The organism is Paenibacillus sp. FSL H7-0918 (assembly GCF_038007025.1).
In the GTDB taxonomy this organism is placed as follows: Bacteria; Bacillota; Bacilli; order Paenibacillales; family Paenibacillaceae; genus Paenibacillus_AQ; species Paenibacillus_AQ odorifer.
Genome location: NZ_JBBOWJ010000002.1, coordinates 558760 through 579777, shown reverse-complemented (window position 1 = coordinate 579777; position 21018 = coordinate 558760). Strand labels below are relative to the sequence as shown.

General features: G+C 46.9%; 19 protein-coding genes. 14 read left to right on the top strand and 5 right to left on the bottom strand.

Going from position 1 to position 21018, the window contains the following annotated elements; translation table 11 throughout:
• Nucleotides 1-119: 119 nt before the first annotated feature.
• Together MHI15_RS16500 and MHI15_RS16495 are read right to left on the bottom strand one after the other, a co-directional pair.
• Nucleotides 120-1475 (bottom strand): dipeptidase, encoded by a 1356-nt coding sequence (locus tag MHI15_RS16500; RefSeq protein WP_036680069.1) that lies wholly within the window; start codon nt 1473-1475, stop codon nt 120-122.
• Between the two features lie 158 nt (nt 1476-1633).
• Nucleotides 1634-2317, bottom strand: coding sequence for an SDR family NAD(P)-dependent oxidoreductase (locus MHI15_RS16495; protein ID WP_076282243.1), 684 nt, complete (start codon nt 2315-2317; stop codon nt 1634-1636).
• Nucleotides 2318-2432: 115 nt separating this feature from the next.
• On the opposite strand from MHI15_RS16495, the gene MHI15_RS16490 reads away from it, so the two are divergent.
• The 4 genes from MHI15_RS16490 to MHI15_RS16475 all read left to right on the top strand — a co-directional run bounded on the left by MHI15_RS16490 (nt 2433) and on the right by MHI15_RS16475 (nt 4830).
• Nucleotides 2433-2828 carry a winged helix-turn-helix transcriptional regulator gene (locus tag MHI15_RS16490; RefSeq protein WP_244886429.1) on the top strand — a complete coding sequence of 132 codons (396 nt, stop codon included), beginning with the start codon at nt 2433-2435 and terminating at the stop codon, nt 2826-2828.
• 42 nt (nt 2829-2870) lie between these two features.
• A complete protein-coding gene (locus MHI15_RS16485; protein WP_076125464.1) occupies nt 2871-3824 on the top strand; it encodes an RNA methyltransferase in 954 nt (317 codons plus the stop codon).
• Between the two features lie 33 nt (nt 3825-3857).
• Entirely contained in the window at nt 3858-4475 is a 618-nt protein-coding gene (locus MHI15_RS16480) for an NUDIX hydrolase (protein WP_076125462.1), read from the top strand.
• A 202-nt stretch (nt 4476-4677) separates the two neighbouring features.
• Nucleotides 4678-4830, top strand: a complete 153-nt coding sequence (locus tag MHI15_RS16475) for a hypothetical protein (protein ID WP_155288093.1) — start codon at nt 4678-4680, stop codon at nt 4828-4830.
• A gap of 101 nt (nt 4831-4931) precedes the next feature.
• On the opposite strand, the gene MHI15_RS16470 is transcribed toward MHI15_RS16475, so the two are convergent.
• From MHI15_RS16470 to MHI15_RS16460, 3 genes are all read right to left on the bottom strand, one after another.
• Nucleotides 4932-5399, bottom strand: a complete 468-nt coding sequence (locus tag MHI15_RS16470) for an ASCH domain-containing protein (RefSeq protein WP_076125460.1) — start codon at nt 5397-5399, stop codon at nt 4932-4934.
• Between the two features lie 24 nt (nt 5400-5423).
• Complete coding sequence (locus MHI15_RS16465; RefSeq protein WP_341164620.1) at nt 5424-7385, bottom strand: ABC-F family ATP-binding cassette domain-containing protein; 1962 nt, start codon at nt 7383-7385, stop codon at nt 5424-5426.
• A 119-nt stretch (nt 7386-7504) separates the two neighbouring features.
• On the bottom strand, nt 7505-7672 hold the full coding sequence (locus MHI15_RS16460; RefSeq protein ID WP_162636617.1) for a hypothetical protein: 168 nt from the start codon (nt 7670-7672) through the stop codon (nt 7505-7507).
• 178 nt (nt 7673-7850) lie between these two features.
• Here MHI15_RS16460 and MHI15_RS16455 point away from each other — a divergent pair, with 178 nt between their 5' ends.
• From MHI15_RS16455 to MHI15_RS16410, 10 genes are all read left to right on the top strand, one after another.
• Nucleotides 7851-8228 (top strand): PH domain-containing protein, encoded by a 378-nt coding sequence (locus MHI15_RS16455; protein ID WP_036680049.1) that lies wholly within the window; start codon nt 7851-7853, stop codon nt 8226-8228.
• 563 nt (nt 8229-8791) lie between these two features.
• Entirely contained in the window at nt 8792-10369 is a 1578-nt protein-coding gene (gene ggt, locus MHI15_RS16450; RefSeq protein ID WP_341164759.1) for a gamma-glutamyltransferase, read from the top strand.
• Between the two features lie 118 nt (nt 10370-10487).
• On the top strand, nt 10488-11864 hold the full coding sequence (locus tag MHI15_RS16445; RefSeq protein WP_341164619.1) for an amidase family protein: 1377 nt from the start codon (nt 10488-10490) through the stop codon (nt 11862-11864).
• Between the two features lie 871 nt (nt 11865-12735).
• Nucleotides 12736-13050, top strand: coding sequence for a hypothetical protein (locus MHI15_RS16440; RefSeq protein ID WP_341143954.1), 315 nt, complete (start codon nt 12736-12738; stop codon nt 13048-13050).
• Between the two features lie 462 nt (nt 13051-13512).
• Nucleotides 13513-15087 carry a PucR family transcriptional regulator gene (locus tag MHI15_RS16435; protein ID WP_340977206.1) on the top strand — a complete coding sequence of 525 codons (1575 nt, stop codon included), beginning with the start codon at nt 13513-13515 and terminating at the stop codon, nt 15085-15087.
• Nucleotides 15088-15182: 95 nt separating this feature from the next.
• Nucleotides 15183-16307 (top strand): XdhC family protein, encoded by a 1125-nt coding sequence (locus MHI15_RS16430; protein WP_341164618.1) that lies wholly within the window; start codon nt 15183-15185, stop codon nt 16305-16307.
• On the top strand, nt 16249-16821 hold the full coding sequence (locus MHI15_RS16425; protein WP_175617362.1) for an NTP transferase domain-containing protein: 573 nt from the start codon (nt 16249-16251) through the stop codon (nt 16819-16821). The genes MHI15_RS16430 and MHI15_RS16425 overlap by 59 nt, the downstream gene beginning before the upstream one ends.
• Before the next feature lie 254 nt (nt 16822-17075).
• On the top strand, nt 17076-18236 hold the full coding sequence (locus tag MHI15_RS16420; RefSeq protein WP_341164617.1) for a BMP family ABC transporter substrate-binding protein: 1161 nt from the start codon (nt 17076-17078) through the stop codon (nt 18234-18236).
• Between the two features lie 109 nt (nt 18237-18345).
• A complete protein-coding gene (locus tag MHI15_RS16415; protein WP_341164616.1) occupies nt 18346-19878 on the top strand; it encodes an ABC transporter ATP-binding protein in 1533 nt (510 codons plus the stop codon).
• The gene (locus MHI15_RS16410) at nt 19875-21017 is read left to right on the top strand and encodes an ABC transporter permease (RefSeq protein WP_076279514.1); all 1143 of its coding nucleotides are present in this window, start codon (nt 19875-19877) and stop codon (nt 21015-21017) included. Before MHI15_RS16415 ends, MHI15_RS16410 begins: the two co-directional genes overlap by 4 nt.
• The last annotated feature ends 1 nt before the right edge of the window (nt 21018 follow it).

Sequence of the window (21018 nt, the reverse complement as noted above, 5' to 3'; positions counted from 1 at the left end):
ATAGCAATGGTATGGTGGTTTTATAAATGGACTAAGCAATGATGCTCTTTTGTTTGGCCGCATACTAAAAAGCCAGGCTCCCAATTTAGGGAACCTGGCTTTAATTGTTTGTAGGGAGCTTATACAGTCTTTAGGAACTCAACAATGGTGAGTAATCCCTTGTCGAAGTTCTCCAGGTTAAAATGCTCATCCGGTGCATGCAGGTTCTCATCATCGAGACCAAAGCCCATCAGAACGACAGGTGCTTCCAGTACACGGGAGAAGCTCTCCATGATCGGAATGGAGCCGCCGTCTTTGGTGAAGAGGGCACGGGTTCCATATACTTTGCCATATGCGTCTGCTGCAGTTTGCAGAATAGGATTCGACGGATCGATGTTAAAGGCACGTGCCTTCTCCATTTGCTTAACATGCACTTTCGCTCCGGTCTGAATATTAGCCTTCAGATGTGCTTCAACGGCATCGAGGATATGCTGTGGATCCTGATCGCCTACTAGGCGGCAGGTAATCTTCGCATGGGCTTCTTTAGGGATAACCGTCTTACTGCCTTCCCCTTGGAAACCGCCGTATACGCCGTTAAGCTCAAGCGTAGGACGAGCGCCAATCCGTTCTACAAAGGAATAACCTTCTTCCCCGTATAACGATTCCAATCCAAGACCTTCGCGGATTTTATCTTCATTCACACCTTGCTTCACGAATTCTTCCCGCAGCATTGGGGAAAGTTCAGGAACACCATCATAGAATCCGTCTACAGATACACGTCCTTTGTCGTCATGAAGCGAGCTTAGTAAAGATACTAGGGCATGCAGTGCATTCGGAACACCGCCGCCGTAAGAACCGGAGTGCAGGTCTGTCAAAGCGGTAGTTACATCAACTTCAAGGGAAGCTAGTCCACGTAGCCCAGTGCAGATGGCAGGACGACCGCGTTCCAATAGGGATGTATCGGAGACTAACACCGCATCCGCAGCGAGCTTTTCTTTATTGGCTTCAAGGAACGGAGGCAGATTCACACTGCCGATTTCTTCTTCCCCTTCGATGCAAAGCTTGAGATTCACAGGAAGAGTACCTTCTTGTTTCAGGATCGCCTCAATGGCTTTGAGGTGAACGAATACTTGTCCTTTGTCATCTGTTGCTCCGCGTGCATAAAGCTTGCCATCACGAATCTCTGGTTCAAATGGAGGTGTGGTCCATAGGTTTAATGGGTCTACTGGTTGTACATCGTAGTGACCATACACGAGAATGGTTGGTTTGCCTGGAGCATGAAGATAATCGGCATATATAACGGGATGTCCCGCTGTCGGATGCAACTCAATGTTCTCAAGTCCGGCTTTTTTCAGGGTGTCTGTCAGCCAATGGGCTGCCTTCAGTACATCGTCCTTATGTTCAGATAAGGCAGAAATACTTGGAATTCTGAGCCATTGTTTTAGTTCTTCGAGATGTTCATCCCGGTGGGTTGAAAAATAAGTTTCGTATGACATAGTGAGTATGTACCTCCTTAAGTTTTGCTGCGCAAAACCGGCTTTGTAAGCGCCTGGGCATAAGCTTATTGGCCATGCGTGACCGTCTTGTTTAGCATTCTATAGGAACCATTATACTGGAGAACTCACTATGGATCAAAAGCGATGGGGCAAACCTCTCACCAGATGATTGTAGCCGGTGTCACACCTTGGGGAAAAGTATCCTCAGTTTTGCTTTTGTCCATATACATCTCATACCAAACATCAGCGATGAGTCCTGGATCTGTAGCAGTGCCGGGTTTAATGAATACACCAAGTGCTAAATGACCTACATAGATTCCTTGTGGAGCCAAATCTGCATGCAGGTTAAGTGCGTAGTTTCTTAATCCGCTAAGCGCAATGCCAACATTACCCATCATCTGCATGGGATAGACGGAGGACAATCCGGTTGTGAACAGCAGTGCGCCGCTGCGTTTCTCCAGCATCTCAGGCAATACCTGTGCTACGCTGCGGATAGCGGCTACAACCAGTGCCTGAAAGGCATCCTGTGCATTTTCTTCGGTTACTTGTGAAGCAGGAGTAGGAGGGTAATTTCCACTTGTCGGGCTGAATTCGAGCACATCGATAAAGCCGTATTTTTTCTTGATATTATCGAAGGCTGTGGCTACTTGTTCTTTATTGTATACGTCGGCAGGAAAAGCAGCAGCCTCGATATTTAGTGCTTGCAGTTCCTGAACAAGGGTGTTCAGCTTCTCTTCATTTCGAGAGATTAATGCCACTTGAAATCCGTTGGCTCCGAATTTTTTGGCGATTGAGAGTCCTAGGCCGGGTCCAGCACCCATGATGGCAATGGTCTTTTTCATGATTTATTAGTTCCTTTCCGGTTGTTGATTACTAACAGTAACCATGATAAGCTGAATAGGCTTGAGGGACAAGAAGGCACTATTACATGCTTAAGTTACATGGAGGTAACCACAGTTGGAACATTCAAAGGAAGAACCCACCCGGTTCATGCCGATGCTGGAGGATTGCTCCATTACCCGCCAGATTCTGGACAGGGTCGGAGACAAATGGAGTGTACTGATCATAGTCAATTTAGGTGCTGAAGCTTTGCGGTTCAAAGAGTTGCAAAGGCGCTCTGGAGGGATATCACAACGGATGCTGACCCAGACCCTGCGCCATTTGGAACGGGATGGATTAGTTTGGCGTAAAGCGACGCCTACAGTCCCACTGACTGTGGAATACGGTCTGACGAGCATAGGAGAATCATTGTTGGGACCTTTAACCTCGCTTGTGGACTGGGTCAACAAAAACAATGGGAAGATCGCCAAAGCGCGTATAGATTATGACCACCAGCACGACACACAGGAGTAACAAGACAGCAGAACAATTCACTGGGATAGAGGATGGATTATATTGCATACGGAAAGTGGAACAAACACATTTATTTATACTTACACCTGTTCAGAGGACGAATTATCGCTGTGTCAGATGGAGCTGCGATGTCTTTTTGGCGAGCAGGTGCCGACTGCTCTTTTTAAGAGTGAGGTTGAAGTGGATGTCAGCCGCAGTCCCTTCATTAAAGAGCGGATAGATGTAATGTATGAAGGGGATAGTCTGCCTGAGATTTATGATCAAACGGAGCAGGTGGAGCTTGGCGGCAAGACGTTTAAGGTTATTTTTGTGAAGACCAACGATCTGGGCCCTGCAGACAAAATAGAGTATGATGAGCGCAGAGTGATCGAGCGGGAAATTGGGTTGCGGATTGAAGGAGAAGCGGATGTTAACCATCCGGAGCTGGTATACGGCATTGTTACGCTGGGTGGACGCTGGTACTTCGGATCTTATCATAAAAACAAGGCAACTTGGTTCCGCCAAATGAAGAAGCCACGCAGCTATTCTATCGCGCTTAGTACACGTGTTGCCCGTGCCGCGGTTAATATGGCTATTCCGAATCCTGAAGGTATACGTGCTATAGATCCTTGCTGTGGTATTGGAACTGTAATGGTAGAAGCCTTGTCAATGGGAATCGACATGGTTGGACGTGATATTAACCCTATGATTGCTACCGGTGCGAGAACAAATATTGCCCATTTTGGATTCACCAGTGAGGTAACGCTTGGGGATATTGCGGATATCACTGATCATTACGATGTAGCCATTGTAGATATGCCATATAATCTATATTCTAGTATTACACCTGAGGAGCAGTTCGCGATTCTAGTGAATGCGCGCCGGATTGCAGATCGGGTGGTTATCGTTGCGATTGAACCGATGGACGAGATGATCACTGAAGCTGGATTTACAATCATAGACCGTTGTGAAGCTAAAAAAGGAGCCTTCTCGCGTCATTTAATGCTTTGCCAGTAATCCTAATCATGGTACCGAAAAAGGGGTGCAGCAATGGAGCAGAAATGGTTAACGTGGGCCAAAGAAATTCAGGCCATCGCACAGACTGGATTAACTTATGCTAAGGATGTTTATGATATAGAACGATATCAAGCTTTGCGGGAGCTCAGTGTAGATATCCTCGCTAATTATACCTTCGAAAGCAAGGAGAGAATTAGACTCTCCTTTGCGGGTGAAGGGGGTTATGCTACTCCAAAAGTTGATGTCCGTGGTGTTGTATTCCGGGAGGATGAAATTCTACTTGTTCGCGAGAAGTTGGACGGGAATTGGGCGCTTCCTGGTGGTTGGGGAGACATTGGACTGTCCCCGAGTGAGGTTGTTGTGAAAGAAATCAAAGAGGAATCGGGTTTTGAGGCAGAAGCAGTTCGCTTACTGGCTGTATTAGATAAGAAATTTCATAACCATCCACCGGAGCCTTATCACGTGTATAAGTTCTTTATTTTATGCCGCATTGTGGGCGGAGAGGCAATGGAAGGGGTAGAGACAAGCGAAGTTTCTTTTTTTGCAGAAGATAAGCTGCCTGAGCTCTCAGCAGAGCGGAATACAGAGGCACAGATTCGGACGATGTTTGAATATTTACGAAATCCGGAAAAAGTAGTAATATTGGACTAAGAATCTGCATATACTGTATGACTTCCGCAAATTTAAGTTTTTAATTATTCAAAATTTGGTTAATATCTAATATGTAAGCACTTACAACGGTTTGGCCGCTGAGCCTTTATATCTACCAAAATTCAAAATTTTAATTTTTTGGGTCGAGCGGTCTACATTTTTTCCTCTACTGTGACGATAAGATATTTTAGGAGGGGATCGCATGGAACAAGAAGAATTGAGCATTCCATTGAAACAGGAAAATGTGGTGCGTCCTGCAGAAGGCAATATTGCCACTGGGCTGGTTTGGGGTATCTTAATCAGCATTCCGTTATGGATCTCTGTTATTGGCTGGATTTTGGGATTTTGGCACTAAACCATAAATTAATGAGGATCTAATTCTGTTGAATTTATAGTATACACAAAAGGCTGTCCCTTCCTTGTGGAAGAGACAGCCTTTTGCGTTTTCTGAAGATCTTAGCCTTTTGTATATACCACTTTAAAATTCTCACAAACAACTTTCATCTTTGGATCAAAGGGTTTGTTTAAGAATTTTAAGGATTCTCGGGTGAAGAACTGCTCATGATCATGACGCCATGACTTAAGCGTCCGGTCACCCTCTCCTTCAGTATAGGCAAACTCAGCGCTAACCTCATCAAAAGGTATAATTTGTACCTCTGTAGTAATAATTATTGCCTGCGGATCACCAGAACCATCCAGCACGATACTGTGCCCGCCAACTTGCGGAAACGTCTCGTCACAAGTTTCAAATATATCATAATTTGAAGCAGTTCCTGTCTTGATCCCACGAATCACCAGATCGAGCAGTTTATCGGCCATCTGGGGACTGTCACCAAAGGCCCAGGCGTCATATTTATCCGCTTTTTGTGGATGAAGCTGGGTATATTCTTTCCATAACAACTTAATTTTCTCTTTGTTGCTCATATGCTCATCTCCTTATAGATCAATTTATAGATCAGTTGTCTCCATCCATCCTGTATAGAGCTCATCCAACTGTTCCTGTATCGCATCACGTTCTTGTTGCAGTTCAGCAAGTTCAACTGCATCGCTGCTGATCAGGGGCTCTAACATCTTGGCATCGATCACGCCAAGGCGTTTCTCTACCTCTGCAATGGCCGTTTCCCAGTCGAAGGTGGTGTTTTTCCTACGGGAACTGGAGGATTTAGCGTTGGTTTCTTTCCCTGAATTGTTAGATTGAGGCTTATCAGAGCCTGAACTTGTTCGTTCTGCAGAGAAAGGTTTAGCTTGATCCGCAAAAGAGGGAGCTAATAATGCTTTTTCAGCTTGTTTTTCCTTGTAATATTCATAGTTTCCGTTGAACACTCCAAACCGCCCGTCTTCAATGGACCATAGTTTGTGAAATAGACGATTGATGAAATAACGGTCATGAGATACCGCCAGAACTGTGCCTGGAAACTCCTCTAATGCTTCTTCGAGTGCTTCACGAGAATCTATGTCCAGATGATTGGTCGGCTCATCGAGAATCAGCAGGTTTGGCTTGCGATGCATTAGTACAGCGAAACGCAGGCGGGTCCATTCACCACCGGACAGATTCGTAATGTCTTTGAATACATCGGGACCATAGAATAGGAAACGTGCAAGCTGCCCGCGAGCTTCACCTTCTTCAAGTCCAGCTTCTTCGCGGAAGTAGCGGAGTACAGACTGTTTGTTATTTTCCGGAACAGCCTCTTGTGCGAGGTAGCCGACCACAGTTCTTGAACCGAGTGTACAGCTTCCGCTGTCCGGGGTTTCCTGCCCTAAAATAATTCTTAAAAGTGTACTTTTACCTGCCCCGTTACCGCCGATGAGTGCCGTAGTCTCTCCGTAGCGAAGCACTTCGTTTGCCTCTGTGAAAAGGCTTCGCTGACCATATGCTTTTCCGATATCCTCCAAAATGACAACCTGATTACCGGAACGGTCATTTTGCTGTAGCTGCAAATCCATTGATTTGCGCTCCAGAATGGGACGTTTAACCTTCACCATACGATCCAGTGCTTTTTGCATGGATGCTGCTCTCCGGTAAAAGGAAGGGTTAGGAGGAGTCCCGCGATTGCCAAATTCAATGAGACGTTTGATGCTTTCCTGCATTTGTTTTATTTTTTTCTGCTGCTCTTGATAATCAGCAAATTGTTGAAGAAGTCGTGTTTCCTTCTCCACTTGATAGCCGCTGTAGTTGGTGTGGAAGGTAAAAGCCTCGCCATCTTCAATCTCGATGACTTTCTTGACTACAGCGTCCAGAAAGTAGCGGTCATGGGAGATCGCCAGCACTGTTCCATCATAACTCTGTAAAAATTGCTCCAACCATTCGATGGCATTCATATCGAGATGATTGGTTGGTTCATCCAGTAGAAGGATGTCTGGACGGCGCAGCAGCAGCTCCGCAAGTCCGACTTTTGTTTTTTCTCCTCCTGAAAGAGAGGCGAACAGTCGGCTGTATTGTCCGGTTCCGATCCCGAGACCCGAGGCTACGCGCTGAATAGAGGATTCGATCTCGTAACCTCCGGCGGCCTCGAACTTATCCTGCAAGCTGCCATATTCTTTTAACAGCCGATTCCAGAGGGTTTCATCCGTTCCGCTGTTAAAGCTGGACATTTCCAGCTCAAGCTCCCGCAGGCAGTGCTGCCATTGCAAAGGTTCAGCAAAGCTGCGCTGTAGAACATCATATACGGTTTCTTTTTCGCTAACTTCTTGTATTTGAGCCAGCAGGCCTACTACGCTACCTTTGCGTATTGAGATTTGCCCTTCATCGGGACGTTCTTCCCCGTTCAGCAGGTGGAATAGTGTCGTTTTGCCACAACCGTTGCGGCCGATCAGGCCAATTTTTTCCCCTTGGCGGATATCGAAGGTAATGCTATTCAGCACGAGTTGTGCCCCGTGGTATTTTTGAACATTTTGGCATTGGATGATCATATATATTCTCCTTTAAGAATGCCCTTCGCACCGCCAGTACCCTAAATGGCTCCGAAATCCTGTAAAAAACCATAAAAAAAACCGTAGGGAAATTTCCCCACGGCCTTATCATTCTCCGGTTAACTGATCCGTCCGGGTGATGGCAGGAAAGGCATTTCACAATTGTGTAGTGTTATTAAATTCATACAAATGGACAGACTTCTCCCGTTATCGCCATTTACATGAGCAATGCCAGCTATCGCTTTAGGTAGCCGACTCATAACACTGTTGGTCCAATTGTGATCCATTCCTTCCACACCCCTCTCTTAGTAAATTTAATGACAGTGTAATCAAAAATCAAAGAATAAGCAAGTAAAAAGATGTCAGAGAGTATTTTTACACAGCATAGAATATAAAAAATAGAATAATATGGTTCTATAGTGGGGGGCAAGTGGCTAAATTTAACGGATGAAAAGAGGAAGAGATATGGCACTTTTTGACGGGTTAATGGGCAATGCATCGCAAGTGAATCTTACGGAGGTCCAGCGGGAATACGCACAAATTCTTGCCCCTCAGGAGAAAATTGAACGCGCCTATAAGCTGATTAGAGATATGTTCATTTTTACGGACAAGCGGCTTATTTTGGTGGATAAACAAGGTCTGACGGGCAAAAAAACAGAATATCATTCGATCCCTTACAAAAGCATCTCGCATTATTCCGTGGAGACGGCAGGGCATTTTGATCTGGATGCGGAGCTATGTATCTACATTTCCAGCAGCACGCTTCCGGTGAAGAAGACCTTCAATAAATCCGTAAATATTTACGAGGTGCAGGCCGTGTTATCGCAATATATTTTAAAATAAATTGTTTATTCGGTGTTCCAAAGCACAAGCCCCCCTAAGTAAAAGTGGCTAAGATTACTAAGGTTAGATGCAGTTAGACATATCTGAGATAGGCAGAGCCACAATACATAACCGAGATAGGCAGCTATATAGTGGCAAAAGGTGACTAGACATATTCGAGATAGGTAGCTATATGGCGGCAAAAGGTGACTATATATATTCGAGATAGGTAGCGATTTGGTGGCAAAAGGTCACGGTAGTACGCCATGGGTGTATGCGGCTCCCTGTAATTAAAATGATTTTATAATATTCGTAGGCGTGAATCTACAAGGTTAAACAAAGATGACCTCTTATTTGTGCATAGCTCACAAAAAGAAGAGGTTTATTTTGCGTTTCAGCGTAACCGATTGACAAAGGATTTTCGTGTAATGTTAAATGACACTAATTAAACCAGAAGTTATAGGGGGCTCGCAGAGGAACCTGCCGCAGAATATAGGAGATTGAATATGATGGAGAAACCCGCCGCAAAAAAAATAAGGAGTTGGGACATGGCGGAAAAACCCGTAAAACATAGGGGGATGGGCATGGTGGAGAAACCCGTAATAGGCACAAAAACTATGGTAGTTAGCCCCCATTATTTAGCCTCGGCTGCTGGTGCACGTATGCTGGAAAAAGGGGGGAATGCCTTTGATGCAGCGGTGGCGATCAGTGCGACATTAGCTGTAGTATATCCACATATGACGGGGCTAGGCGGAGATTCCTTTTGGTTGACCTATAACACGCAAGAGGCGCGTGTTCGGGCCTATAACGGAAGCGGGCGCTCCGGGTACGGAGTCCGCAGAAGCAGCTACGCCGGGGAAGCTTTCATCCCGCGGCGGGGGATTCGCAGCGCCATTACGGTGCCGGGGATGGCGGACAGTTGGGATGCCATACTGAGTAAGTATGGCCGCTTTACGCTGGCGGAAGTACTGGAGCCTGCCGTTGGTTACGCTTTGGAGGGGTTTCCGCTGTCGCCGGATCAGCGGAATAACACGGCTGTTGCGGGCTCTGCGCTGTCACCGGAGGCGGCAGCGATTTACACGCCAGGCGGCGTGATTCCTTGTGCTGGATCGCGATTCCAGCAAAAACAGCTGGCGGCCACCCTGCGGACATTGGCGGCGGGTGGGCGGGATGCTTTTTATAAGGGAAAGATTGCGGAGGACATCTGTGACTTTATGCTGGCATCTGGCGGGTATCTGACTCGGGATGACTTTGCGGATCATCAGGGCGAGTGGGGCGAGCCGCTTCATACGGATTATCACGGGCATACGGTGTACCAAGTGCCGCCTAACTCTCAAGGTTTCACAGGACTAATGAGTCTTAATATGTTGGAGTATTTCAATTTTGAAGCAATCGAGCATGGATCGTATGAATATTATCACCTGCTTGTTGAAGCGTTGAAGTTAAGTTTCCGCGATCGGGATAGGGTGCTTACGGATCCGGATTTTAGTGCTATACCTTTGGAGCAGCTGCTGGATAAACGTTATGCAGGACAATTAGCGTCTGCGATTTCGATGCAAAAAGCTACACAACTGACAAGTCAGCCTATCGGCAGTGATACAGCTTATGCTGCAGTTGTGGATGAAGACGGGAATGCGGTCTCTTTTATTCAGAGTCTGTATTTTGAATTTGGTTCGGGCGTGATCGCTGGGGATACGGGGATTTTGCTGCAGAATCGAGGTTCGTTTTTTTCGCTGGATCCCGGGCACATCAATACGCTTGAGCCGCATAAGCGCAGTTTCCACACACTGATGCCAGCGATGGCCTGCCGCGAGGGCAAACCTGTGATTTTGTATGGGACGCAAGGTGGCGAAGGTCAACCACAGACTCAAACTCTGCTGCTCACAAGGATGCTGCATTATGGCATGAATCCACAAATGGCTGTGAATGAGCCGCGTTTTGTGTGGGGGAGAACGTGGGGAGAGCCTACGCAAGAACTGAAGGTGGAGAGTAGGGTAGCTGATGAGGTGCTGGCAGATTTGGCCGCAGCCGGTCATACTGTCCGGAAAGTAGATGACTATGATGGGGTTATGGGTCATGCTCACGTGATTTCGATAGATGACAATGGATACCGCAGTGGGGGAACGGACCCGCGCTGCGATGGTGCGGCGATTGGGTGGTAGGTATAGGAATGATGGAGCGGCCGGAAGAACTCTGAAGGAATCGTAGGAGAAAAGGTGACGGATACGAAAAGCTACTAGAGGGATTGTAATAGTAATGGTGAGGGGAGGAGGAGTAATTATGGTTTTGGATAATCGGTATGGTGCGTTTATAGATCCTGAGCTTACGGTTGAGAGTTTAGGTAGCGGGATATTGGATGGACTGACCTTTGCAGTAAAAGATGTATTCGCTGTAGCTGGACACAGCTCTTCTGCAGGTAATCCTGATTGGCTGCATAGCCACCATCCATCCACGGAGCATGCGGTGGCTGTACATCGTTTACTGTTGTCGGGTGCTACACTTCGTGGTGCTGCCCATACGGATGAGCTGATGTATAGTCTGGGCGGCGAGAACCATCATTTTGGAACGCCGATTAATCCGCGTGCTGTAGGTCGTATCCCGGGCGGATCTTCAAGTGGTTCGGCAGTAGCGGTAGCTTCTGGTAGTGTTGATTTTGCGCTCGGTACGGACACTGGTGGCTCAATTCGAGTACCTTCCTCCTATTGCGGAGTATATGGCTTTCGACCAACGCATGGAGCTGTGGATTTTCAAGGTGTTATTCCATTATCTCCGGCTTTTGATACCATTGGCTGGATGTCAGATCGTTTGGATGTGCTCCAGAAGGTAGGGGAAGTGTTGCTTGTGGCTGGGAGTACATCTGTGAAGACGGCGAAGAAAATAGAAAGTAGTATAGAGGAAACTGTAGGGAAGAGCATGGAGAATACTGATGAAAATAATTTAGAAATGAGCCGGAAAGAAAGTTTAGAAACGATTTTGGAGAAGCGTATTGAGAAGAGTACGGAGGAAATTTTAGAGATCGGCCCGGAGAACAAGGTAAAAAAGAAAATAGAAGACAAAATCAAAATGGGTACTTTATTTGTTGCTACTGACTGCTGGGCTTTGGTTAATCTGGAGAATGCAGCTATTTTATCGGAGGGATTAAGGTGTTTGCGATCCGGGGCAGATCATCTCATGGAGATAGAGATTGCTTTGGAGGGGTTAAAGGTCTGGATGGATGTTTTTAGAGAATTACAGGGGAATGAAATTTGGGAAACTCATGGCGTTTGGATTGAGAACAAGAAACCAGTTTTTGGACCTGATATTGCAGCGCGATTCTCGTGGGCTGCTAGTTTGGCGGAAGAGGATCATAGTGTTGCGAAATGTAAGCAAAAAGAGATTTCTAATCAGATGCGCTTGCTGCTAGGTGAGGACAATTGTCTTGTGATTCCGACAGTTCCGGGACCAGCGCCGCTGCGTGGAGGGGATTTGCGCCAATTGGAGGAGAATCGTAGCGGTGCGATGATGTTGAGTTGCATAGCAGGGTTGGCGGGTTTGCCTCAGGTAACAATACCTATGCTCTCCACAAGTGGATTGCCACTGGGATTATCCGTTATTGCCGGACATGGTCAGGATCTCCGGTTACTCTCTTGGGCGAATGAAGTGTGGCAGCAGTCCTGAGAAGCTGGGTGTAGCGGCCTTGAAAAAGCGATACTAAACAGACTGAAGGTACTGAACAACATAGCTTGATGATACTTTTCTAGTTACTGTTAACCGGTACTCCTCCATTACCCTCTTGGAATACACTCTAGAAATACACTCTAGGAGTACACTCTAGGAGTACACTCTAGGAGTACACTCTAGGAGTACACTCTAGGAATACACTCTAGGAATACACTCTTGGATTACACTCTAAGAATATACTCTTGGAGTACACTCTTGGAATACACTCTAGGAATACACTCTTGGATTACATTCTAGCAATACACTCTAACGCCACACTCACTTATTCATTCACAAATTAACGAAATGCACATGTCATTCCCTCCTGCTTTTAGTTTTATTGACACCGGGGAGCCTAGTGGAGTTGCTTTTAATACTAAGGTAGTTGGAGTTAGCTCAATAGTGGGGCAGTAGTGTGAAAAAGATAAATTCAGCGCTCGATTGTGTGGTGTAAGACCAGTGGAATTAAGTGAATACGTCGCTGGAGAGAAAAGAACGGTATAAATCCCGCAGAAATCGGAGAAATGGCTAAAGAAGCTAAAAAGAACGGTATAAATCCCGTAGAAGTCGGGGAAATGGCTCAAGTAACTAAAAAGTACAGTATAAATCCCGTAGAATCTAGGAAAGTGGCTTAAGTAACTAAAAAGAACGGTATAAATCCCGTAGAAGTCGGGGAAGTGGCACAAGTAACTAAAAAGAACGGGATAAATCCCGTAGAAGTCGGGGAAATGGCTCAAGTAACTAAAAGTACAGTATAAATCCCGCAGAATCTAGGGGAATGGCTAAAGAAGCTAAAAGAACGGTATAAATCCCGTAGAAGTAGGGGGAAATGGCTCAAGTAACTAAAAAGAACGGTATAAATCCCGTAGAATGTGGCGAAGACGCCTATGTAGCCAAAAAAAAGGGCAAAAGTGCCCTTCACCTCAGCAATTTCGGCTGGATAGCTGGAAAGAAGGGCAGAAGTGCCCTTCATCTCGGCAGTTTCGGCCAAACAGCCAAAAAGAAGGGCAAAAATGCCTCACACCTCGGCAATTCCGGCCGAATAGCCAAAAAGAAGGGCAACAGTGCCCTTCATCTCGGCGATTTCGGCCAAACAGCCAAAAAGAAGGGCAAAAAAGCCCTCCACTTCTACCGGCAGCAGTAGATCTATAAGCGCTTGTACCTCCGCCACAGCTACAGTGGGGTGGTATTATCTCTACTCGTACGGATCTCCTCCACCGATCAATTCCCCGTCTTGCAGCGCTGGTGTGCCTGCAACTTCGATCCGATGGTCAATTCGAATGGCCCGAGAATACCCTCCCATCAACTCCCATGTTGAACCCGTAAAAACTTGTTTTTACTCGAAAGCCCTCCCTCAACTCCACCTACTATTTTCCAATCCCCTTATACAGTTCACATGAACGATATGAGCTAAAGTTCAATAATTCGTAATTCGTAATTCATAATTCATAATTCATCCATGTTCAATTTGTGTTAAGTTTGTTTACATACAATCATGAAATTTTAACTTTCCTCTGTTCAACACGGTTCATTTTAATTATAATGTTACATAAAATAACATTATAAATCAGAAATGGTTCTATTGATCCTAATAAGGAGGGGTGGCATGCATCTTACGGTTGAAGAAGCGTTGTCCATTTATCCTTTGTCCGAGGCGAAGCTTATCGCTGGGTCTAAAGGGAAACATCGAATTGTGAAGTCAATTAATGTGATGGATGCCCCCGATATTTCGGATTGGATCAAAGAAGGCGAGATGCTGCTAACGACAGCCTACTTGATAAAGGACAATATGGAGGAAGCCTCTGCCTTGCTGCAGACTTTAAATCGCCGGGGATCTTCGGCCTTGGGCATTAAGCTGGGGCGGTTTTGGGATGAAGTACCAGAGCAACTGGTCGCAGAAGCGGAGAGTCTTAACTTCCCTCTAATCCAACTGCCGTTCGAGTTTACTTTTTCGGATCAGATGAATGGTCTGTTTCGCGCCGAGCTTAGCCGCAGCACTCACGTTCTGCAGAGCATTATGGAGAAGCAGAAAAAGCTGATGCAATTCGCCTTAAGATCTGTCCGCAGCCGTCCGTTGTTTGACTCGGTGTCTGAAGTGATTGGTCATTCACTTGTGGTGGTTAGCGCACGGGGGGATGTGATCTACAACAACTCTGAATACCATCCTTCACAGCTGCTGGAGGGGTGGCCATGGCAGAAACGGAATCAGCGCTTTCGTGTGGGAGATCATGTGAGCTACCGTACGCCACTTTTGCAAGGAGAGAAGTGTTCCGGATATCTATTGTTTTGTGCCATCGACCCTTTATTGCTCCCAATGGAAGAAAGTTTGTTTGTTCAGGGAGCTGAACTTATTTCATATCATATTCATTCAGGATACGAAGATTATTTTGAACAGGCAGAACACAGGGAGTTTAGCGGATTGCTGAGACGTTGTTTGAGCGGTAATTTATCTTACACAGATTTGGCGCAGGCTGCTCTCGACTTGGAGATTGAGCTGCTTCAATCACCATTTTGTCTCTTATTGACCGAAACAGCTGCGACTGGGGAAGAACGCCAAGGGGAGCTGCTCAGGCTAAAAGAAGAATATCTTGAACATCCCGGGCTCCGGGAAGTAAAGGGAATTCATGTGATCATAGATCAAGGACTTTTGTCTATATATCCGGGAGATCGTCAGCGTCCTGAACAATTTCGGGATCTAATCCAGGTTTGTTTTGACAACATGAAGTTTGATAAGGGATATTATCCGCGAGCTGCGATAAGCAGTTGTAAAGCGAAGCCGGAGGGGCTGAAGGAGGCTTTTGCCGAGGTAAAGGATTGTATGGGAATGCTTCAGGGCGGGGGAGTAAAAGGGAGTGTTGTGCATTACCGGCAGCTTGAGCTTAACCTGCTGCTCGGGCAAATCCCGGCAGAGGTTATGGAGAAATATTGTAATGGAAGTCTTAGAGGGTTGCTTAGCCGAGAACCGGAGTATGTCAGGGAAATGCTGCGGACGCTGGAAGTTTATCTAGAGAACGATGGTCATGTTAATGAAACGGCTAAGAAACTGTTTATTCATCGAAACACGGCTACCTACCGGATCGAGAAGCTTAGTGAGCTGCTGGACGTCGATTTTAAAAAAATAAATGATCTCATGAGGTTGAAGTTAGTATTCATGTTTCGGAGGATGCTCGGACGGGACTAAGGTCTGAGTTCTAAGGTCTAAGGTTTAAAGTCTAAGGTCTAAGTTCTAAGGTCTAAGTTTTGGATTGAAATGCAAACACGGAGGAGGGGTACCTCGTGAATACACATGAGATCGCCATGCATATTCAAACCCATCAGGCGCCTGCGGTGCTGGCAACGCTGATAGAGGTGGAGGGACACTCGTATCGTAAACCCGGAGCGGTGATGTTGTTTTTTGAAGGAGGTACGATTGGGAGCCTGAGTCCAGGTTGTCTGGAAAACGATCTGCAGCTGCGGACTTCTGAAATCTGGGAACGAGGGCTGCCCGAAATTGTGGAATACAACATGCTGTCTCCGGATGATCTGTCCTGGGGTGAGGTTGTCGGCTGTGGAGGCAAAATCAAAGTAGTGCTTGAACCCGTGCAGGGTCAGCTCTACAAGCTTTTAGTGCAGGCGAGTGACAGATTGGCTAGGGGAGAAAAGCTAATTCTGTTCCGCGAAGCAGTGGAGAAAGGTTTTGCCTATAAGCTGGAGCTGGATCCAGAAATTGTACTGCCGCAGAGCAAGAAACATCCGAAATTATCCCACTCGGCAAAAGAAAACCTAGCGGCAGGTCGCTTTATGGCCGCTCCAGCAGAATTGACAGCATTCCATACGTCTTTCGTATCTAAACCGCGGCTTGTGATTTTTGGCGGGGGACGTGATGTGGTTCCTATTGCGGAACTTGCTGACAGAGTTGGCTTTCGGGTAGCGGTTGCGGATTGGCGTGAAGGAAGCTTGCACAATAAGTTTCCTCGAGCTGAACAAGTAATTTGTTCCCCCATGGAGGTTGTTCAGCGATTGGGCGTAGCTCGGGAGGATTATGTATTGATTTGCAGTCATCAACTTGGGCGGGATAGACAGTTCCTGGAGAGTGTGATTCCGCTTGCTCCTCTATATATAGGGATTATCGGTTCGAAGGCGCGAATATCTCTTTTACTGGAAGGGTTTGAGGCTCCTGCATCTTTGCATGCACCTGTAGGGTTGCCGATTGGAGGAGAAGGTCCGGAGGAGATTGCGGTCAGTATTATAGCAGAAATTATTCAAATTAGAAGGGTGGGCTCACGAGAGCTGCCCAAAGGAGCGGATAGTATTGAAGGTAGCAGGAATATATTTGGCAGCGGGGCAGAGCAGGCGGATGGGCGTGTCCAAGGTTTCGCTGAAATTGTCGCAGGAGGTCTCCCTCGGGAGCGTCGCGCTTAGTGAATTGGATCGTTGCAATCTAGAACCGCTAATCGTGGTAGTGCGTGCGGATGACAACTTGGAATGGCTGCCACCCGCGATTGAGCCGCAAGGCTCCAGACGTACCGAAACTTGCTTAACCGCACATCTAGGATTGTCTTTTTCACTGCGCTGCGGCCTTAATGCGGTATTGCCTTTACAGCCCGATGCAGTAGTTGTGGCGCTTGCGGATCAGCCATTTATTACTACAGCATTAGTGAACCGTCTAATACAAACGTTTGAACAATCTCCGGAGATGGATTATGTCGCTAGCGTCAGTAATGGGTCGGCTATGCCCCCGGCTTTGTTCTCGAAGACGTTGTTTCCAGCACTACAGGGATTAGATGGAGATCGAGGAGCGGCGGGGATATTGCGTTCACCTGATTATAAGGGGATTGTTCTGGAATCTGAGTCTGCCCATTATTTCATGGACGCAGATACAAAAGAAGATTTTGGTGAGATTCAGGAGCAATGGATTCTGAGAAATGGAAAGTGAAGTAAAGAATAGTCTGGAAAGTAATCTGAAAAGTAATCTGAAACAGTGTTCCTTTTCCACCTTTGGTCATATAATATGACACGCAACTCACCTTACGAAAACCAATTAGTGCATTACACACAAAAAAAGTTCTGATTCTTATATTCCTATACAAACGTATGTTATATAAATTTACGCCAAGGCCACCTCTAAGTATAGTAGAAGTACATTAATGGTTGCAGCCATGATGAGAGATGATTTGGAGGAGGAGAATTATGAAAAAAAGGGGTCAGTTCATAACATCTTGTCTTGCATTAATGGTTCTAATGACGGTGGCTTTGGTGGGGTGTGGCAGCAATAATAATACTTCTACAAATGCAACGGAGGCACCAGCGACAACTACAGCGGCAACAGAGGCAACTGCAACAACAGAACCGGCTGCAAAGAAACCGACGGTTGCTTTTGTTTATATCGGACCTCCAGGGGATGGCGGCTACACGTACCAACATGATCAAGGACGGCTGTATATGGAGAAGGAGCTGGGGATTAAAGCTGACTTTGTAGAAAATGTCCCTGAAAGTGCTGACGCCGAACGAATCATCACAGAGCTTGCGCAATCACACGACATCGTGTTTACAACGAGCTTCGGATATATGGATTTTACATTAAATGTAGCGGGCAAATTTTCCAACGTGAAGTTCCTGCATGCTTCGGGTTACAAAACCGCAGAGAACATGGGGACCTACTTCGGGAAGAACTATCAGGCCAGCTATCTGAGCGGCATAGCGGCAGGAAAAATGACCAAAAACAATCAGCTGGGTTATGTGGGTGCTTTTCCGATCAGCGAAGTGATCTATAACTTGAATGCTTTTACCCTTGGAGCACAAAGTGTCAATCCTGATGTAAAGGTGAATGTGGTATGGACGAATACATGGTATGACCCGACGACTGAACGTCAAGCGGCAATCAGCTTGCTGGATAAGGGGGCGGATGTGCTTTTGGCCTATCAGGATTCACCTGCAACCCTGCAGGCTGCTGCTGAACGAGGGGCTTTTGCCGGGGGAAATGACTCGGACATGAGCAAATACGCTCCGGACAATTATTTGACGAACCCGGTATGGAATTGGGGGCCGTATTACGTAAAAGCTGTGCAGGCAGTTATGGATGGAACCTGGAAGAGCGAGCAATATTCCGGTGATATGGCTGACGGTATGGTGGAGCTGGCTCCTTTCGGGAACAAGATCCCAGATGATGTGAAAAAGCTTGTCGAAGACGCCAAAGCCAAAATTATCAGTGGTGAGCTTGAGGTTTTCACAGGTCCGATCTCAGATAATCAAGGGAATGTGAAGGTTCAGGAGGGTCAGAAGCTGACCTTGGAGGAAGTGCTGGGCATGAACTGGCTCGTAAAAGGTGTGGAAGGAACTATCCCGCAATAATGTTTAAAAATAGGGAATAAGATGTGCACATTCTATGGGTGGGGCGGGTTCCGTTAAGCGGAAACTTCCCCACCCGTACTACAACTTGAAGGAAGGAGGGGTTCAGGCCATGCGGGGAACTTCAGTTGAAATGCGGGGGATTGTGAAAAAATTCGGCTCGGTAACCGCCAGTGATCAAGTCGACTTTTCGGCAAATGCGGGTGAGATTCATGCGTTGCTTGGGGAGAATGGGGCCGGGAAGAGCACGGTGATGAGCATGCTGTCAGGGGTGTACAGAGCAGATGAAGGAGAAATCTTCATTCATGGGAAAGGTGCTCAGATCCGTTCTCCTAAAGATGCTGCGCAGCTGGGTGTAGGTATGGTGTTTCAGAACTTTAGGCTGGTGCAAAGCCTCACAGCAGCAGAAAATATCGTGCTTGGCGAAAAGTCGTCTTTCTGGCGCGGCCGTAAGTGGATGAAGAACAAACGCGAGGAGATAGAGGCATTAGCAGAACGGTTTGGACTGAATTTCCCGGTGGATCGCCCGATCTGGCAGTTGTCCGTGGGTGAGCAGCAGCGTGTTGAAATCGTTAAGACGCTGTATCGCGGGGCTGACATTATTATTCTGGATGAACCAACCTCTGTATTGACCCCGGGAGAGGTGGAACAGCTATTTGAAACGCTGCGGGTCATGAAGCAGGCAGGAAAAACGGTCATTATGACTACTCATAAAATGAAAGAGGTTATGGCGTCCTCCGATCGGATTTCCGTCATGCGCAAAGGGAAAATGATCGCCACACTGACCACGGCAGATACAGATGAACTGGAGCTGGCTCGTCTGATGGTGGGCAAGGAAGTAACCATCACTCGTCAAGAACGGGAAGCCACTGAAGGGGATTCTTTATTAGAAGTGAAAGATGTGGACGTATATGCCGATCACGGGCGAAAAGCACTGGATCACTTCTCACTGAACGTATGTAAAGGGGAGATTGTAGGCGTAGCTGGGGTAGCTGGTAACGGGCAAAAGGAACTGGCTGAAGTGTTAACAGGTCTTAGAGGCTGGAAAAGTGGTGAAATCACGTTTGATGGAAAAACGGTGAAATCGGCTTCGGTTAGAGGGGCAATTGATTCAGGAATCTCCCACGTGCCGGAGAACCGGATGAAGAGCGGTTTAGCTGGACGCCTCGGATCGGTGGATAATCTTTTGTTTAAGTCTTACCGCTCAGAGGAGCACTCCAAATTTGGTTTCTTGAAGTCCGCGAAGAACCGTTTGTGGTCACAGGAGCTGGTCCAGCGCTTTAACGTCAAGACACCTGAGCTGGAGACGCCAGTACAACAGTTGTCAGGTGGTAATCAGCAGAAGCTGCTCTTTGCACGTGAAATCAGTCATCGGCCTAAGCTGATGGTCGCCGTTCATCCGACACAAGGGCTGGATGTAGGTGCCATGGCTGGTGTTCACGATCTTCTTATGGAGTTGCGTGGTTCAGGTAGTGGCGTGTTGATAATTTCGGAGGATTTAGATGAATTGCTTCAGTTGTCCGACCGGATTCTAGTGATCTATAACGGCTCAATTATTGGTGAGAGTACACATGAGGAAGCGAATCGAGAGAGCATCGGACTACTAATGGCTGGTATTCATAATAGAGAGGAGAGCGCCGTATGAGCCCGGAGAATGGAAGAAATACCGCAGCAGCTGTACTGGAACCCCTCCCCTCTCACTCCGGAAAACGATTCTCTCTACGTTTCGAATACGATGCCAGCCGCATCCGTTCTCCTTGGTGGACACCTATTGTATCTATAATTTTAGCGCTATTGTTGTGTGCCCTATTTATTGCGGCGAATGGCATGAATCCGGTGCTGGTCTATGAAAAAATGTTCCGTGGCGCATTTGGCACTGCGTATGGGCTCACGGAAACGATGGTTAAAGCGATCCCGCTACTCCTATGTGGGCTTGGGATTGCTGTGGCTTACCGCATTTCGGTATGGAATATTGGAGCAGAAGGCCAGTTAACTGTTGGGGCTATGGCGGCCACAGCGGTCACGATTTATTTTCCTGACTTACCTTCATTCTGGTCCCTGAGCTTAATGCTGCTGTTCGGGATTGCCGCGGGTGCGCTTTGGGGACTGCTGACTGCTATTCCGCGGACGCATTTTGGAGTGAATGAGCTAATCACTTCATTAATGCTGAATTATGTTGCCCTATTGGCGCTCGATTACGTGGTATTCGGACCCTGGAAAGATCCTAAAGGATTTAATTTCCCGGGATCCCCTATGTTTACTGCGGCTCAGTCGCTGCCTGTTCTCGGAAGTACAAGATTGCATATTGGATTGTTATTTGGACTTATCGCCGTTGTGATTTATTACTTAATGATTCGTTTTACCAAGTGGGGTTACGAGCTCCGTCTGATCGGGGCCAATCCTGTTGCAGCCAGATACGCGGGGGTTCCTATCAAGCGCCATATTATTATCGTCATGCTGATCAGTGGGGGGCTCGCCGGGATCGCTGGCATGGCGGAGGTCTCCGGTGTTACACACAAGCTGATGCAGGGCATTTCACCGGGTTATGGATACACCGCCATTATTGTGGCTTGGTTGGCCAAATTGAATCCACTCGGTCTAATCGTTACTTCTATTTTATTCGGTGGCTTAATTGTTGGTGGATATAGTGTTCAAACCATCGGGCTGCCCTCATCGATATCAGAAATGCTGCAGGGCTCCATCCTGTTTTTCTTGATTGCTGGCGATATGATCTATCGTTTCCGCATTCGCCGTAGCCGGGTTCAGCTGAAAGGGGGGAGATAGG